Origin of the sequence: Chryseobacterium sp. CP-77, from assembly GCF_036362765.1 — a bacterium.
Classification (GTDB): domain Bacteria; phylum Bacteroidota; class Bacteroidia; order Flavobacteriales; family Weeksellaceae; genus Chryseobacterium; species Chryseobacterium cupriresistens.
The window spans coordinates 2,862,908-2,878,635 of sequence record NZ_CP143637.1; the positions used below are offsets into that span (position 1 = coordinate 2,862,908).

Sequence of the window (15,728 nt, forward strand, 5' to 3'; positions counted from 1 at the left end):
TTCATTATAATATTAATCACACAAATCTAATCATTTTTTATTATTAATTTATAAGTACATTTATGTTTTTTTTATAAAAAAATAACAAATTAACTACTTATGATCTAAATAAAGAAATCCCCGGGAAGTTCCGGGGATTTACTAATATTTAAAGGTTATCTTTATTTCTTGATAAATTTAGATTTGAATTGTTCAATTCCTTTATCATCAATGGTAATTATATAACCACCTTTAACTAAAGCTGAAACATTTACTTTTCCATTATTGATATTTCCTCTGTCTACTAATTGTCCGGCAGCACTATAAATTTTATAAGTTGCTTTATCTGAAACTTTAGTAATATTTAAAACATCAGTTGCAGGATTTGGATAAATCTGAATACCATTATTTTTAACATCGTTTTCAGAAGTAGAAAGGTTACCCGTGATCACTACATTATAGTCTTCAATTTCTCCATATTGGAAATTAACATCACATACATATTCTGCAGGTAATGACAGACCAACGTTTCCATTCCCTGTACCGGCACCAACGAAGAATGCTACAACTCTCATTCTTAATGGCTGTCCTTCTACTGCATTACTAGGAATCGCAAAGTTTCCACTTACTACCGTTGATGGCTGTGTTAAAGTCACCGGATAATTCAATACTCTTTCCGAATCACTGAAAATACCATCCTTGTTAAAGTCAATAAATGCGGCTACAGCATCATAATCTGCAACATCAGGGTTGCCTACTTTAACAGATATAGGATATGTATTTCCTTTTGTTAAGTTAATCTGAAGAGCTGAATTCGTTGTATAGTTTGTATAAGTACTGCTTGCTGAAGTATTATTTATATTTGCTACAGTTACATTCGCAATATACTCATAGTTTGCATTTGTTGTAGAAGCTGTACAATAAGTAAGTGAAGGTGTACTAAAGTTCACAGATGCAGAATATGTTCCTACTGTACTTCCACAAACTAATGCTACCTGAACTTCATACGTAGTACCATCAATTAAACTGTTCAGGTTGATTGAAGGCACTGATGTATCTGCTTCAGTCCAAACTGTTGTACCTACTTTTCTGTAACGTACTTTATAAGTTGCACCAGTATAAGACATCCAGGATACACTTCCTGAAGACACGGTGATATTGCTTACCACAACGTTAGTTGGCGCAGCACTGCTACAAGCAGATAGAGGTGCAATAGTGACAGGTCCTACTGCATAGAAAACATTTCCTATTGAAGAAACTCTTACTTTAATAGTCTGACCATTCAATGAAGAAGGGAAAGTAAAGTTTTCAGTTCCGTCGTTAGGTGTTGAAGCAGATAATACAGTCCAGTTTGTACCGTTATCTGTAGTATAGTCAATTTTTACGTTCGCAACATTATAAGGAGCTGCATTGGTATTGGCAACAATCCACTGAATTGGCGTTGGCGTATTCACATCAGCATATTGGTTAGCTAATCTGAAAGGACCATTATCTCCTACAACAATAGTCTGAATTTTAAAAGCAGATTGCTGTTGGGCTACATTGGAATTATTATCTCTTACCGTTAATGCAAAATTTGTAGTTCTTGCCTTAGTAGATACAGCTTCCCATGTATTGTTCGCATTATTTAATACTCCGTTCATTACAGAAGTAAATTTCGGGAAGTATCTTGTCGGGCTTGCGTTTGGAGCAGCAGATCTGAATGAAGCTCCTGATGTTGTATTTCCTAAATTATACTTATCAATAGAAACTGAAGCATCATCTACCTCTTCCCAGGAATAAGTCATTGGATCATTTTCAGGATCTGTAGCAGAACCTGTTAAAGCAAAAGCAGTACCTTTAGGTATGGTATATGTTGGAAGATCAGCAATTACCGGTGGATTGTTGGTGATTGTAGTTTCTACATCACAAGTTTTTGCAATTAAATTAGCCTGTACCTGACCGATACTTGCTTTATGGAAATAAGGATCAGAGTTTTGCTGAACATCTGTATCAGGGCCGGTAATACCTGCATATCCCATGATCGTTGTTCCTGAACCTGGTTCCATATTGACTCCGCTTCCTTCAAGATTATGAGAGAAAGTATGGTTAGCTCCTAACTGGTGCCCCATTTCGTGTGCAACATAATCAATATCAAAAGCGTCACCAGACGGGATTCCATTCGCCGGAGAAGTAAATCCTGAACCTTTTCCTTTAGGAACTGCAGTTGTAGGATTGATACATACACATCCGATACATCCGGCATTTCCTCCACCTCCTGATTTACCGAACAAGTGTCCGATATCATAATTGGTATCTCCAACATTGGCTGTCAGAGCTGCTTGCAGCTGTGTATTCCAAGCTCCTTGTGATCCCGTTGCAGCAGCAGCATATGGATCGGTTGCCGGATCAATATAAATTACATTGGGAAAGTTCTGCAGGTTCAGGTGCAATGCAAAATCTTTCTCAAAAACTCCATTTACTCTGGTTAGGGTATTATTGATAGCAACAAGAGCAGGAGCTCTTTTCTCGTCATCCGTAGCAGTGGCAGGCACGTTTGCAAGTGTCATAAAGTATTGTGTATACTCACCTGTAACAGACATTGCCAGTCTCATTGTTCTGTATTTCTTATCAGAACTTTTGTTAAAAGTTGTTGGCTGATTAGAAAAAGACTGTCCATTTTTCAATAAAGCATCTATATCCTTCTTAGCAGCAGGAGATTCTTCTGTAGAACACAGGAAACCGTTTTTATCCTTTTTTGTTTTAGGATGAACAGCATAAACGGTTTTGTCTGCTGATGCCGGATCGATAAATTCATATTTATCTCCATGGATAATCATTGACTGAAAATCATTAGGAGCGATACTGAATCTTAAATATTTGGTAGGGTCATCGACACTTGTTCCAACATAAGATCCCAATTCATACTTGTCTGCCAGCTCTTTTACAACTACCGGAAAACTGTATACATTAAACCTTTCAATCTTCCCACTCATAGTAGGAAGAGAAATTACTACAGGAGTGGAATTGGCTCCCATTTCCTGTGCATTCTTCAGCTGAGATCTCAGTAAGTTAAGGTCCAGTTTATAGTACCCGTTACCTCTTACATTAGATTGATCTACTCTAAATCCTGTACTTCTTTTGTTGTCGTCTCCTTTTTTAAGAGAAGTTGGTGTCCATTGCCCGAACACTGCCCCTCCTATACAAGTTAACATTAAAGCAGTAAATACTCTTTTCATAAATTAAAACACAATTATAATTTCCGCCAAATATAGCTATTTTATAACTCACATAAATAAAATAAGTTATTATTTTTTAACATTATACATCCAATGAGTATATTTATTAAAAAAAATACAAACTTTAGAACAATCTAAAGTTTGTATTTTATGTATTTTAAAACTTATGTATTACTATTTTTAGAACTTATAAGCAATATTCCATGCAAACCCCATATTAAACTTTGAGGAACTTCTTCCAAAACCGGGAACGATCATTGGAGAAATATCATCCTGTTTGGAAGTGTAAACCATATATCGTGGCTGAAGATTTACATCTATATAAAAATTGGAACTAAACAATTGCACTCTGCCCCCCAACGTACCTTCAAGCCAGAAAGAAGACTGAGAGGATGAAGGAAATGCTTCAGAGGAATTACTACCTCCAAATCCGCGAACGGGGATTGCCATATATTCCTGGTTATAGAATGACCCTGCTGCTTTTCCTCCAGCATAAAATCCGTTGAATTCATTCTCTGCATCTTTTGCCAGCATATAGAAAGCCCCCAACTTAACGAAGGGACCGCTTGCCTTTGCATCATAACCATTCTTCTGGTACACATTCTTTTCAAAACCTGCTTCCGCAATAGCATGCAGATTTCCTTTTATCTTTGACGAAATAAATCCCTGATACAGTTTTCTGTCTGAAAAGAATCCGGCTCCGGTGTTCAGAACATCAAGCCCAACCATAAAATTGGGTTCATATTTCTCATGAACTTTCTTCTCTGCTTCCTTTTTTTTCTCTTGTGCCCAGCTTATTATTCCCAATAAACTAAAAAGAAAGGTAAAGATTAGTCTTGTCTTCATTCTCTATTTGATTTTGCCCGGCTTCCAGTTTCAGAACAGGATTCGGAGTTACTAATTCTGAACTTAAATTCTCATAAGATTTTTTGATTCCGCATCCCGGAGATACATAGGTAGACTTTGAACTATAGCTGATTCTTACATGAGACTCCGGGCCTTTGAATCTGGTTTTGAAATAAACATCCGTATAGGGTGAGTTGTCTACACGTAAAGGAATTAACCTGGAATCAATGTTGGCAAGTTTTCCCAAATCCACCTTTCCTCCGCCATAGTCTACTGATACATACAATGTATCTATGGTTGTATCCTTTCCTTCCGCCAATGTTCTGAAACCTACCTTCATTCTGGGGGTTCCTTCTCCGCTTTCACAGATATCATCATCTCCGCCACAGGAAAAAAACATTCCTAAAAAGCAGATTGCTATGAGAAATTTAAAGTACTTCATATTAAGATTTGAAATTCAAATTTAAATAATTTATTTTTTAACAAGCAATGCAATGTTCTCAACATGGTGCGTTTGCGGGAACATATCTACCGGTAAGATCTTTACTAAAGTATAATGATCTTTCATCAGTGCAAGATCTCTAGCCTGTGTTGCTGAGTTACAGCTTACATAAACTACTTTTTCAGGTGAAAGTTTTAAAATCTGCTCTACAACCTTCTGATGCATTCCGTCTCTTGGAGGATCCGTGATTAGCACATCTGCTTTAGGGTGGTTGGCCATAAATTCATCATTGAAAATATCTTTCATATCTCCACAATAGAACGTTGTGTTTGTCAATCCGTTCAATGCGGCGTGTTCTATTGCTGCGTCTATGGCTTCCTGTACAGATTCTATTCCGATCACCTGTTTTGCATTTCTTGCTACATACTGGGCGATTGTTCCTGTTCCTGTATAAAGGTCATACACTACTTCATCTCCTTTAAGATCTGCAAACTCCAATGTTTTTCTGTATAGCTCCAGCGCCTGTTTGTAGTTGGTCTGAAAGAATGATTTCGGGCCGATCTTAAACTGCAGTCCGTCCATTTCTTCCATAAGGTAACCTTCCCCGAAATATACATTGATATTTAAATCATAAATAGAGTCATTCTGCTTAGGATTAATAGCATACACCAATGTTTTAATCTGCGGGAATTTGCCTAATAAGAATTCAAAAAGTTTTTCTCTGTTTTCTTTTTCTTCCCTGTAAAGCTGGAAAAGAACCATCCACTCTCCTTTGGAGTTCTGTCTCATCATTAAGGTTCTTAAGAAACCTTCCTGATTTCTCACATCAAAAAAGTCAAGGCCAGTATTAACGCCATATTCTTTTACAGCCAGTCTAATGGCATTGGAAGGATCTTCCTGAAGGAAACACTCTTTCAAATCAAGAATCTTGCTCCACATTCCCGGAATATGAAAACCTAAGGCATCTTTGCTTCCGAAATTTTCTTCGGAGCTGATTTCATATTGAGTAAGCCATCTCGCATTAGAGAAGGAAAACTCCATTTTATTTCTATAAAAATATTGTTCTTCAGATCCTAGAATCGGCACCGTTTCAAAGTCATCAATTCCTCCGATTCTTTTGATATTATTGTAAACTTCTTCCTGTTTAAAATCAAGCTGTTTTTCATAGCTCATATTCTGCCACTTGCACCCTCCGCAGGTACCGAAGTGAATACATTTAGGTTCTACTCTGTAAGGTGATTTTTCAAGAACTTCAATGGCTTCGCCTTCATAATATTTTGACTTGGCTTTCTTCACTCTCACATTCACAATATCTCCTGGAATTGCGCCTGTTACCATTACTGTTTTACCTTCCTCTGTTTTTCCTATTGCCACGCCTTTTGCTCCGGCAGTCAACAATTTTATATTTTCAAGAGTCAGATCTCTTTTTTTCTTCCTACTCATTCTAAAATTTTCTATTTTCCTAATTGAAACTTTTACGTTCCAGTTTGCAAAAATACAATAAAAAAAACCTTATCCGAAGATAAGGTTTCTATACAGTGTTAAAGTTTATTATTTTGTTGGAGCCGGCTGTGGATTTGCTGGCTGTGGAGCTTGCTGCATTGCAGATGGATCAAGCTGCAGTTGTGGCTGCATTTGTGCATTCGGATCTACTTTCGGAGCAGAAAGACCTGTCAGTTTATCAAGAATGGTCACCAATTCCTGCTCACCAAGGTTCACGAAAGACCTGCTGGCAATTTTACCGTCTTTATCGATGATGACAAAGCAAGGCAATTTGAATCCGTATACGCCATATTTCTTAGCGATATCTGAGTTCAATCCTCCTTCTCCGTAAACATTTACTCCCTGAATTCCTTTTAATAAAGAATTACTAGTTTTAATGAACTGGTCTTTTGTATCATCAACGTTTACAAATACAAAATTCATTTTAGACTTATAGAAGTTTACGACTTCTTTTAATACAGGTACGGTAGCTTCGCTGATGTAAGGGTTCCATGAAGCATAGAAGAACAGCATATAAGGTTTTCCTTTGTTTTCAGAAAGCTTGTAAGCTTTTCCGTCTTGTTTTGCTAAAGCTGCTTCGGGAGCTGCCTCTCCGATTTTAAGTCCTGTAATCGCTACCTGCATTTTTAAAAGGTCGCTTTTAATAGTAGCATCTTTAATATCTGAATCGATGATCTTCTTAATCTTGTCGATATTGGCAGCCGGAGTTGTTGGATGAATATCAGCCTGGGCCATTACAAATGCAAGAAGATAATCTTTTGTTGTTTGAGATAAATCTTTTTTAGTTTTTAAATACTGGGCAAACATCTCAGAAGTTGTAATACCTGTTTTTCCTTTGCTGTTTGCTTCAGCATATTTCTGGAAATCAGGAGTCATTTTTACCAGCAGATATTGTCTGTAAAGAGGAATAGTTTTCACCATTGCTTCTTTGTCTGTTTCTAACTGGGTTTCATAATCTTTAAAAGCTTTAGATGATTTGTAAGAAGGGTTTCCGGACATAGGACCGTGAGACATTTCATAGTTGGCAAGCAAATTAAGAATGGTTACTTTCACATCATTTTTTTTCCACTCTAATAATCCTTTGCTTGGATTATTTTTCTTAGCAAGGTCATCTACGTTTTTATTAATATCCGCTTCAATTTTATGCATCCCTTTTAAAAATGCTGCTTCATCACCTGCCATCAAAGCGCCTAAGTTAACTTTATTACCATATTCAGCTAAAAACTTCTGAGAAGCTGTAAGGAAATCATTATTCTTTTTAGCATCTCCGGTAATCACATATTCATTTGGGAAGGTAGCTCCGTTTCCTGAGATATTCACTTTTTGTCCTCCTTCAAGATAGATCAGGCTTTGTCTGCCTGCGTAGTTGATTACGTACATCCCATCCTTAGGAGCATCAAAACTTCCTGAAAAGTTTCCGTCTTTATCGAGACCTATATTAATTAAAGGCAGGGTTCCTACTCCTGAAGCTTCTACAAATTCAATTCTTTCCAATGGTGAGCTTCCGGTAATTTTTCCTTTTACTTCTACTTTTTTTGAACAAGACATCACAAAGAATGTGATGATAAACAATAAAAGATATTTTTTCATTTCAATTTTTAATATTACACAAAAATACGCTTTTTAGGGCTTGCTAATTCACACTAATTATTTTTTTTAAAAAATTTATTATTACCGTTCAAAAGGGGTATTCCAATTATTGAATGACACCTTTTTGATGGTAAAAAGCATTTGAAAGCTTTTTCATAAAAACGATTCAACTACCTTTCAAATATATAGTTAATAAATAAAGAATGACGAAGATCCGGCCATAAGTTAACAAACTTTAACAGAGTCTTCTTTTTCATAAAAAAATCGCCTCCAAAAATGAAGGCGATTTTCTATGTATTTGAATCAATTCTATCCTTGATCTACAAGAGCAGCCATGTATTCTCTGTTCATTCTCGCAATGTTTTCAAGAGAAATACCTTTAGGGCACTCTACTTCACATGCTCCGGTATTTGAACAGTTTCCGAATCCTTCCTCATCCATAGCTTTCACCATGTTCAGAACTCTTCTCTTAGCTTCTACTCTACCTTGTGGAAGTAATGCATACTGAGAAACTTTTGCTCCAACGAATAACATTGCAGATCCGTTTTTACATGTCGCTACACAAGCTCCACATCCGATACAAGCTGCAGCATCCATTGCTTTATCTGCATCTTCTTTCGGAACAGGAATCGCGTTAGCATCCAGTGTATTACCGGAAGTGTTTACAGAAATGAAACCTCCTGCTGCCATTACTCTGTCGAATGCGCTTCTGTCTACCATCAAGTCTTTGATAACAGGGAAAGCAGCACTTCTCCAAGGTTCAATAACGATAGTCTCTCCATCTTTGAACATTCTCATGTGAAGCTGACAAGTTGTGATACCTGTATCAGGTCCATGAGCTCTACCATTGATGTAAAGAGAACACATACCGCAGATTCCCTCACGACAGTCGTGGTCGAAAGCGATAGGTTCTTTTCCTTCGTTAATTAAATTTTCGTTCAGGATATCTAACATCTCTAAAAATGAAGAGTCTGTAGATACATCTGATATTTTATAGGTCTCAAACTGACCTTTAGTTTTACTATTTTTTTGTCTCCAAATTTTCAGCGTAAGATGTAAGCCTTTTTTTGCACTCATAATGTTATATTTATAGGTTGGAGATTATTTATAACTTCTAGTTTTAACCTCGATGTTCTCGTAGATCAGTTCTTCTTTATGCAACACTTCCGCGTTGATATCGTCTCCCTGATATTCCCAAGCTCCGACGTATTTGTAGTTTACGTCATCTCTTTCCGCTTCTCCATCCGGAGTTGAATGGTCTTCACGGAAATGTCCACCACAAGATTCGTTTCTATGTAGTGCATCGATAGCCATTAATTGTCCAAGCTCAAGGAAGTCTGCTACTCTGAATGCTTTTTCAAGCTCAGTGTTCATTCCTTCTCCTTCTCCCGGAACTTTTACGTTTTTCCAGAAGTTGTTTCTTACTTCTTCAATTTCCTTAATTGCTTCTCTTAAACCTTCAGGAGTTCTTCCCATTCCTACTTTATTCCACATGATGTTTCCTAACTGCTTGTGGAAATAGTCTACAGAGTGAGTTCCTTTATTGTTTAAGAAGAAATTAATTTTCTCTTTAATTCCTTTTTCAGCCTCGTCAAATGGTGCTGAATTGGTAGGAATAGTTCCTGTTCTGATATCTGCAGAAAGGTAATCTGCAATCGTGTAAGGAAGTACAAAATATCCGTCAGCAAGACCCTGCATCAATGCAGACGCACCTAATCTGTTTGCCCCGTGATCTGAGAAGTTAGCCTCACCGATTACGAAACATCCAGGGATCGTAGACTGAAGGTTATAATCAACCCATACACCACCCATTGTATAGTGAACCGCAGGATAAATCTTCATTGGAGTTTTGTAAGGATCATCAGCTGTAATTTTTTCGTACATTACGAATAAGTTACCATACTTCTCCTCAACCCACTTTTTACCAAGATCATAGATCTGCTGATCTGTAGGATTATGAATATGCTTTTCGATAGCGGCTTCTTTACCTTTTTTCATGATCTCTGTAGAGAAATCAAGGTAAACACCTTCTTTAGTATCATTATTTTCAATTCCGTATCCGGCATCACATCTTTCCTTAGCAGCTCTGGAAGCTACGTCTCTAGGTACAAGGTTACCGAATGCAGGATATCTTCTTTCCAGATAATAATCTCTATCTTCTTCTTTAATATTTTCAGGTCTTAATTTACCTTCTCTGATCGCTACTGAATCTTCAATTTTCTTAGGAACCCAGATTCTTCCTGAGTTTCTTAATGATTCAGACATCAAAGTCAGTTTAGACTGCTGTGTTCCGTGAACAGGGATACAAGTAGGGTGAATCTGTACGTAGCATGGGTTTGCGAAGTAAGCTCCTTTCTTGTGGATTTTCCACGCAGCTGAAACGTTAGATCCCATTGCGTTGGTAGAAAGGAAATATACGTTTCCGTATCCTCCTGAAGCAATTACCACTGCGTGAGCAGAGTGTCTTTCAATTTCACCTGTTACAAGGTTTCTTGCGATAATCCCTCTTGCTTTTCCGTCAACAATAACAAGATCCAACATCTCATGACGGTTGTACATCTTAATTCTTCCTTTACCGATCTGACGACTCATTGCAGAATAGGCACCTAATAATAACTGCTGTCCGGTTTGTCCTTTTGCGTAGAAAGTTCTTTTTACCTGAACCCCACCAAATGAACGGTTATCCAGCTGGCCACCGTAATCTCTTCCGAAAGGAACCCCCTGGGAAACACACTGGTCAATAATATTTGCAGAAACTTCAGCTAATCTGTAAACGTTAGCTTCTCTTGCTCTATAGTCACCACCTTTGATGGTATCGTAGAATAATCTGTAAGTAGAGTCACCATCTCCCTGGTAATTCTTAGCTGCGTTGATCCCTCCCTGAGCTGCAATCGAGTGAGCTCTTCTTGGAGAATCCTGGTAGCAGAATGCTTTTACGTTGTATCCTTGCTCAGCTAATGTAGCTGCTGCAGAACCTCCTGCCAAACCTGTACCTACAACAATAATATCAATCTTATCTCTGTTGTTTGGTGCAACAAGGTTCATATGGTCTTTATGATTTTTCCACTTGTCTTTAAGAGGACCCGCTGGAATTCTTGAATCTAATTTACTCATATTAGTATATTGATATTATTGAGTTATAAAATGGAAAACTGCTACGATGATGAATCCTGCAGGGATAAGAATTGAATACCATTTCCCGAAAGCTTTGATCACCGGCGTATATTTTGGATGTCTGGCACCGATAGACTGGAATGAAGACTGGAATCCGTGAGCTAAGTGTAATCCTAACAAAACAAAAGAGATTACATATAAAGCCACTCTCCAAAGATCAGCAAACTTTTCATGAAGCTCAGGCCAGAAACGTTCTGCATCAGGAGTCAATCCTTCTACATACTTGTAATTCATTTCGTGTAGCCAGAAATCATATAAGTGAAGCGCCAAGAAAGCTAAAATAACAGCTCCTGAAATAATCATATTTCTGGACATCCATGAAGAATTCACAGATGCGTTGTTTGCTGCATACTTTACCGGACGCGCTTTATTATTCTTGATCTCAAGTACAAATCCCATTACAAAATGGAAAATTACTGCAAAACCAAGAATAGGCTGCATTAAGAACTGCACAAAAGGATTATAGCCCATAAAGTCAGATGCTGTATTGAATGCATCCTTGTTTAGAACTGATAACAAATTGGTTGTCAAATGCAGTATAAGAAAAATCAGCAAAAACAGAGCTGATAATGCCATAGCGTATTTTCTACCTATCGTAGAACTCGTTAAACCTGCCATATAAGTTTAAATTTGAATTTCCACAAAATTAAGAAAGTTTAACAATATCGAAAAGTGAGAAATCTCACAAATAGACAGTTTGTAATCTTTCTAAATAAGATTTTCACCCGTTATAAATACAGGAAAATGGCTAAATTCAGAACCGTCATTTCAGATCATAAGTCTTATCTCTGAAAACTACTTTTTGAATGGAGGGTGACAAGGTTTTTATCTCAAAATGGTCTACTCTTCTGGATGCACAATATGGGTTGATTATATACTGTAAAACCTCCGCCTTATTTTTCATATCCGAAATCCAGAAACATACTCTGCTACCATTTTTTACTGAAAAAACGATGCTTTTATTAAAATGATGAACCAATATCTCTTCTTTCTGATGTTCAAAAGCCGTGATTCCGCTTCTTATCATCAGAAAGAGTAAAACTGCGGTCACCAAACTCATCCTATTTTTCACATTGAATTTCAGAATAGCCGGCCTTAACCAATATACAAACACCGATGCTGATATCACTTCTATTCCACTCATTGGAATATTTTCAAAGAAAAGAAAATCAACCTCAGCAAACCAATGGATCATCTTCAGCAGAACCTGAATAACTTCATCATACACTCTGTTTATAAGATCAAAATCAATTCCCAAAGAAATAAGACCGGTCATTACAAATGAAAAGACAATGATAATTTCAGAAAAAGGAACAATGACTACATTGGCAATAATTGATATGAATGAAAACTGGTGAAAATAACAGAGCACCAGAGGAAGTGTTGCCAACTGTGCTGATAAAGAAAGTGTAATGGTGTTATACAAAAGTTTTTTAATATCATTATCCTGCTTTGGAAAGCATTTCAGCAATGGCTGATTCAACCAGTAAATTCCCAAAACAGCCAGAAAGCTAAGCTGAAAACCCACATCAAAAAGCTGCTGGGTATCTCCAATCAGAATAAAAAAAGCAGACAAGGCCAGTGAGTGAAGGAGATCCGGCTTTCGTTGAAGCAAGACGAAAATAAAATAAACACTCAACATGATGCATGACCGCAATACTGAATTACCCAATCCGATAAAAGCGGCAAACAACCAGATGAAAATCAAACTGAGAATGACCGCGTATTTTCTGAGTTTTAAGGTTATAAAACGAGTCAGTAAAAAATAAAAAATCCCAAAAACAACCACAATATGAGTTCCGGAAATGGCCAGAAAATGAACCAGTCCTGACCTATTAAAATCTCTTACAGTGCCTGCATCAATTTCTGTTCTATCCGCCAGAATAATACCTTTTAGAAATTCTTTAGTTTTTTCTGAAATTGCTGTTTTATCTATTTTTCTAAGAACCTCAAACCTGTATTGTTTAAGCCGGTCTGCCCATGCTAAATCATTCCGTTCCGCAGAAACAATTCCTTCTGAAATATAAATCTGGTAATGAATATGTTTCCTTTTGAGGTATTGGGCATAATCGAACTGAAAATCATATGTTGGCGCCTGAGGTTGCGTAATATAAGCCTCAGCTTTGTAGTAGTGAATAAAATCCAGTTCTTTCCTGTCTTTTGGAACATATAGAATTGCATTGAAAGATGTACTCCCTTTCCGGATTATTCCTTCATATTTTCTATACTTTTCAGAAGAATTTAATTTCTGAGAGATCTTAAATGTAACTGTTTCATGTTTCTTTATCAGAAGCTTATCGTCTGACAAAGAGGTATTATAAAAATGAAGAATAATGCCTGCTCCAAACATTAGGAGCATCAGTAAAACAGTTTTTGCTTTATGTAGAAAATAAGAATGAAAGCAGATTAAAACAAGCAGGACCAAACAAGTTACAGCAACACCATCAATAAAACATTCCGCCAATGCTATTTTATCCTGAAAAAGAATTCCAAGAATAAAACATACTGCCAGAATAAGAAGAGGCTGCTTGTTCAATTTCCATTAATTATCCTTTTAAAATAGGTAACTAAAGCAGAATTTATAAACTCTTAAAGAACTAAATAAGCGCTCTGTCTTCATTAAAAATGTCAACAGAACGCTTTATTTTTTATTTTAAAAATTACATTTAAAAGTATATTATTTCTTTTTCAGAAATTTATCCGTCAAACGCTTTGTTTCTTTGATATAAAATAAAGGGTCTTTACCGTAATCTTCATATTTGAAATTACCTGCTTTTTTAGGAACAGCAGGCTCTATTTGTGTTCCTTCATGCCATTCATTAAATGATGTTATTCCAATAAACTCAGGATTTACTTTAACAGCAGCATCAAACATCTTCTCATAATATTTTCCGTTGTCTCTGCTTTTGAAATTGGCTTCATTCCACGGGCGGATTCTTGTATCGGAATAACCAGGACCTACACACGGAATAAAAATCAGATGATGATCTTTAGCAAATCGGGCCATAAAATCCCAGTTGGCTGTTGTACTTCCATACACAAACCCTTCACTGGCAAAATAAGTATAGAAACCGTCAAAACCTGAGTTATTAAAAAATTTAGCATCATCTTTCTCCACCCAAAGCCCGATATAAAGAGCATCCAGCTCTGTATTCCTGACTGTTTTTTCTCCTTTTTCAGATAATATTTTAATCCATTCTTCTTTGGGAATTTTATAACTGTCGTAAACATAAAACAAAGGCTTCCCTTCTTTTTTATAAAATGCGTGATGATTGGAATACGTCTTTACAAGGTAAGAAAGCTGTTCTTTTAATTCTGATGTATTTTTATAGAACGGCTCAATATGAAAGGCAATTTTTAAATCAAAGCGATCAGCAATATCCAGATATTTGATAAGACTTTTATCCGTGAACGAATCTTTTCCCAGCCAGCTTACCACAACCACTCCCACTCCGGAGTCTTTAATCATTTTCATATGCTGTTCGATGGTTTTCGGATCATTGGAGCTGTAGTTGCCAAGCGCCGGATAAAAATTTGCTCCGATATCATCTCCTCCTGTGTAATGGCCCATATTATTCCATTTCGGGTTGCTCCAGTGGGGAAGGATTTCATGGTTCCAGTGCTGATAACTTCCGTCCGTTGCAGGGTTTCCGTACCAGCCGTAATAAAATATCTGGACTTTATCTCTTTCATCATTCTGCTGGGCAAAACTGTTTGAGAAAAATAATGTTAACGTTAATAATAGAAGAAAACGGTTAAAATAATTCATAGTTACAATGTAGATTAAATTCTCAAAAGATTGATAAAGACTATACTTTCAATATCACCTCAGCAGCATGCTCACTTGCGCCTTTTCCACCGAGCTTTTCTCTCAGAAGGTTATAATCATTCAGAACCTGTTCCCTTTTCTCTCCTGACAAAATTTTAGTAAGCTCTTCTACCAGATTTTTAGTATTCAGATCATTCTGAATCAATTCTTTTACGACTTCTCTGTCCATAATCAGATTAACCAGAGAAATATAATTGATATTTTTCACCAATCTTTTAGCAATAGCATAGGAAATTTTACTTCCACGATAACAGACTACTTCAGGGATATTCAGCAAAGCTGTTTCCAGCGTTGCAGTTCCGGAAGTCACAAGAGCCGCCTTTGAGCATCTTAGCAGATCATAAGTTTTATTGGAAACAAAATGAACATTATCATCTACATATTTCTGATAAAATTCTTTTGGAAGACTTGGGGCTCCGGCAATCACAAACTGATAGTTTTGAAACTGCGGTCTTACGGAAAGCATGATTTCAAGCATTTTTTCCACCTCCTGTTCTCTCGAACCGGGCAGCAATGCTATGATTTCTTTTTCGTTCAAGCCATGCTCCGATTTGAATTTTTCAATACTGATTTCCTGCAGATCCGAAATAGCATCCAGCAAAGGATGACCAACAAAATGAGAGTGAACGCCGTGTTTTCTATAAAAATCTTCTTCAAAAGGGAGAATCACCATCATTTCATCCACATATTTTTTGATAATCTCTACGCGACCTTCTTTCCATGCCCAAAGCTGTGGAGAAATATAATAAACAACTTTAATTCCCAACTCTTTGGCAAATCTTGCAATTCTCAGATTGAATCCAGGATAATCTACCAGAATCAGGACATCAGGTCTGTTTTTCTGAATGTCCTCTTTACAGAATTTAATATTATTCAGAATAGTACGGAGGTTCATCACCACTTCCAGAAATCCCATAAAAGCAAGGTCACGGTAATGTTTTACCAGGGTTCCTCCCTGAGCTTTCATCAGGTCACCACCCCAAAATCTGAATTCCGCTTGGGGATCCTTGTGTTTTAAGGCTTTCATCAGGTTGCTTCCATGCAAATCACCGGAAGCTTCTCCTGCAATAATATAATACTTCATTTCTATAGTAAGGATAGAGAACAAATTAAGACAGATATGATCTTAATTCGTAAATTTGTTCAA

11 protein-coding genes are annotated in these 15,728 nt (G+C 36.8%); all 11 read right to left on the reverse strand.

Annotated features, from left to right (window positions below; genetic code table 11):
* Nucleotides 1–161 precede the first annotated feature (161 nt).
* Nucleotides 162–3,197, reverse strand: a complete 3,036-nt coding sequence (locus tag V0410_RS12735) for a reprolysin-like metallopeptidase (RefSeq protein ID WP_330743800.1) — start codon at nucleotides 3,195–3,197, stop codon at nucleotides 162–164.
* Nucleotides 3,198–3,377: 180 nt separating this feature from the next.
* Complete coding sequence (locus V0410_RS12740) at nucleotides 3,378–4,043, reverse strand: DUF6048 family protein (RefSeq protein ID WP_330743802.1); 666 nt, start codon at nucleotides 4,041–4,043, stop codon at nucleotides 3,378–3,380.
* Nucleotides 4,009–4,485: a hypothetical protein gene (locus tag V0410_RS12745; RefSeq protein ID WP_330743804.1), complete on the reverse strand. Its 477-nt coding sequence runs from the start codon at nucleotides 4,483–4,485 to the stop codon at nucleotides 4,009–4,011. The genes V0410_RS12740 and V0410_RS12745 overlap by 35 nt, the downstream gene beginning before the upstream one ends.
* 30 nt (nucleotides 4,486–4,515) lie before the next feature.
* Nucleotides 4,516–5,928, reverse strand: a complete 1,413-nt coding sequence (gene rlmD, locus V0410_RS12750) for a 23S rRNA (uracil(1939)-C(5))-methyltransferase RlmD (RefSeq protein ID WP_330743805.1) — start codon at nucleotides 5,926–5,928, stop codon at nucleotides 4,516–4,518.
* Nucleotides 5,929–6,036: 108 nt separating this feature from the next.
* Nucleotides 6,037–7,578 carry a TlpA family protein disulfide reductase gene (locus V0410_RS12755; RefSeq protein ID WP_227944177.1) on the reverse strand — a complete coding sequence of 514 codons (1,542 nt, stop codon included), beginning with the start codon at nucleotides 7,576–7,578 and terminating at the stop codon, nucleotides 6,037–6,039.
* 309 nt (nucleotides 7,579–7,887) lie between these two features.
* Complete coding sequence (locus V0410_RS12760) at nucleotides 7,888–8,655, reverse strand: succinate dehydrogenase/fumarate reductase iron-sulfur subunit (protein ID WP_062675785.1); 768 nt, start codon at nucleotides 8,653–8,655, stop codon at nucleotides 7,888–7,890.
* 24 nt (nucleotides 8,656–8,679) lie between these two features.
* The gene (locus V0410_RS12765) at nucleotides 8,680–10,692 is read right to left on the reverse strand and encodes a fumarate reductase/succinate dehydrogenase flavoprotein subunit (protein WP_110008262.1); all 2,013 of its coding nucleotides are present in this window, start codon (nucleotides 10,690–10,692) and stop codon (nucleotides 8,680–8,682) included.
* Between the two features lie 15 nt (nucleotides 10,693–10,707).
* Nucleotides 10,708–11,370: a succinate dehydrogenase cytochrome b subunit gene (locus tag V0410_RS12770; RefSeq protein ID WP_062675783.1), complete on the reverse strand. Its 663-nt coding sequence runs from the start codon at nucleotides 11,368–11,370 to the stop codon at nucleotides 10,708–10,710.
* Nucleotides 11,371–11,515: 145 nt separating this feature from the next.
* Nucleotides 11,516–13,288: a ComEC/Rec2 family competence protein gene (locus V0410_RS12775; protein ID WP_330743814.1), complete on the reverse strand. Its 1,773-nt coding sequence runs from the start codon at nucleotides 13,286–13,288 to the stop codon at nucleotides 11,516–11,518.
* Between the two features lie 141 nt (nucleotides 13,289–13,429).
* Nucleotides 13,430–14,521: a glycoside hydrolase family 99 protein gene (locus V0410_RS12780; RefSeq protein ID WP_330743816.1), complete on the reverse strand. Its 1,092-nt coding sequence runs from the start codon at nucleotides 14,519–14,521 to the stop codon at nucleotides 13,430–13,432.
* Nucleotides 14,522–14,561: 40 nt separating this feature from the next.
* Nucleotides 14,562–15,665, reverse strand: a complete 1,104-nt coding sequence (gene lpxB / locus V0410_RS12785) for a lipid-A-disaccharide synthase (protein WP_330743818.1) — start codon at nucleotides 15,663–15,665, stop codon at nucleotides 14,562–14,564.
* Between the last annotated feature and the right edge of the window lie 63 nt (nucleotides 15,666–15,728).

Coding starts and splice junctions, on each gene's coding strand:
- V0410_RS12740 (WP_330743802.1), bottom strand. CDS start 4,043: ATGAAGACAAGACTAATCTTTACCTTTCTTTTTAGTTTATTGGGAATA.
- V0410_RS12770 (WP_062675783.1), bottom strand. CDS start 11,370: ATGGCAGGTTTAACGAGTTCTACGATAGGTAGAAAATACGCTATGGCA.
- V0410_RS12780 (WP_330743816.1), bottom strand. CDS start 14,521: ATGAATTATTTTAACCGTTTTCTTCTATTATTAACGTTAACATTATTT.
- V0410_RS12755 (WP_227944177.1), bottom strand. CDS start 7,578: ATGAAAAAATATCTTTTATTGTTTATCATCACATTCTTTGTGATGTCT.
- V0410_RS12760 (WP_062675785.1), bottom strand. CDS start 8,655: ATGAGTGCAAAAAAAGGCTTACATCTTACGCTGAAAATTTGGAGACAA.
- lpxB (WP_330743818.1), bottom strand. CDS start 15,665: ATGAAGTATTATATTATTGCAGGAGAAGCTTCCGGTGATTTGCATGGA.
- V0410_RS12745 (WP_330743804.1), bottom strand. CDS start 4,485: ATGAAGTACTTTAAATTTCTCATAGCAATCTGCTTTTTAGGAATGTTT.
- V0410_RS12735 (WP_330743800.1), bottom strand. CDS start 3,197: ATGAAAAGAGTATTTACTGCTTTAATGTTAACTTGTATAGGAGGGGCA.
- rlmD (WP_330743805.1), bottom strand. CDS start 5,928: ATGAGTAGGAAGAAAAAAAGAGATCTGACTCTTGAAAATATAAAATTG.
- V0410_RS12765 (WP_110008262.1), bottom strand. CDS start 10,692: ATGAGTAAATTAGATTCAAGAATTCCAGCGGGTCCTCTTAAAGACAAG.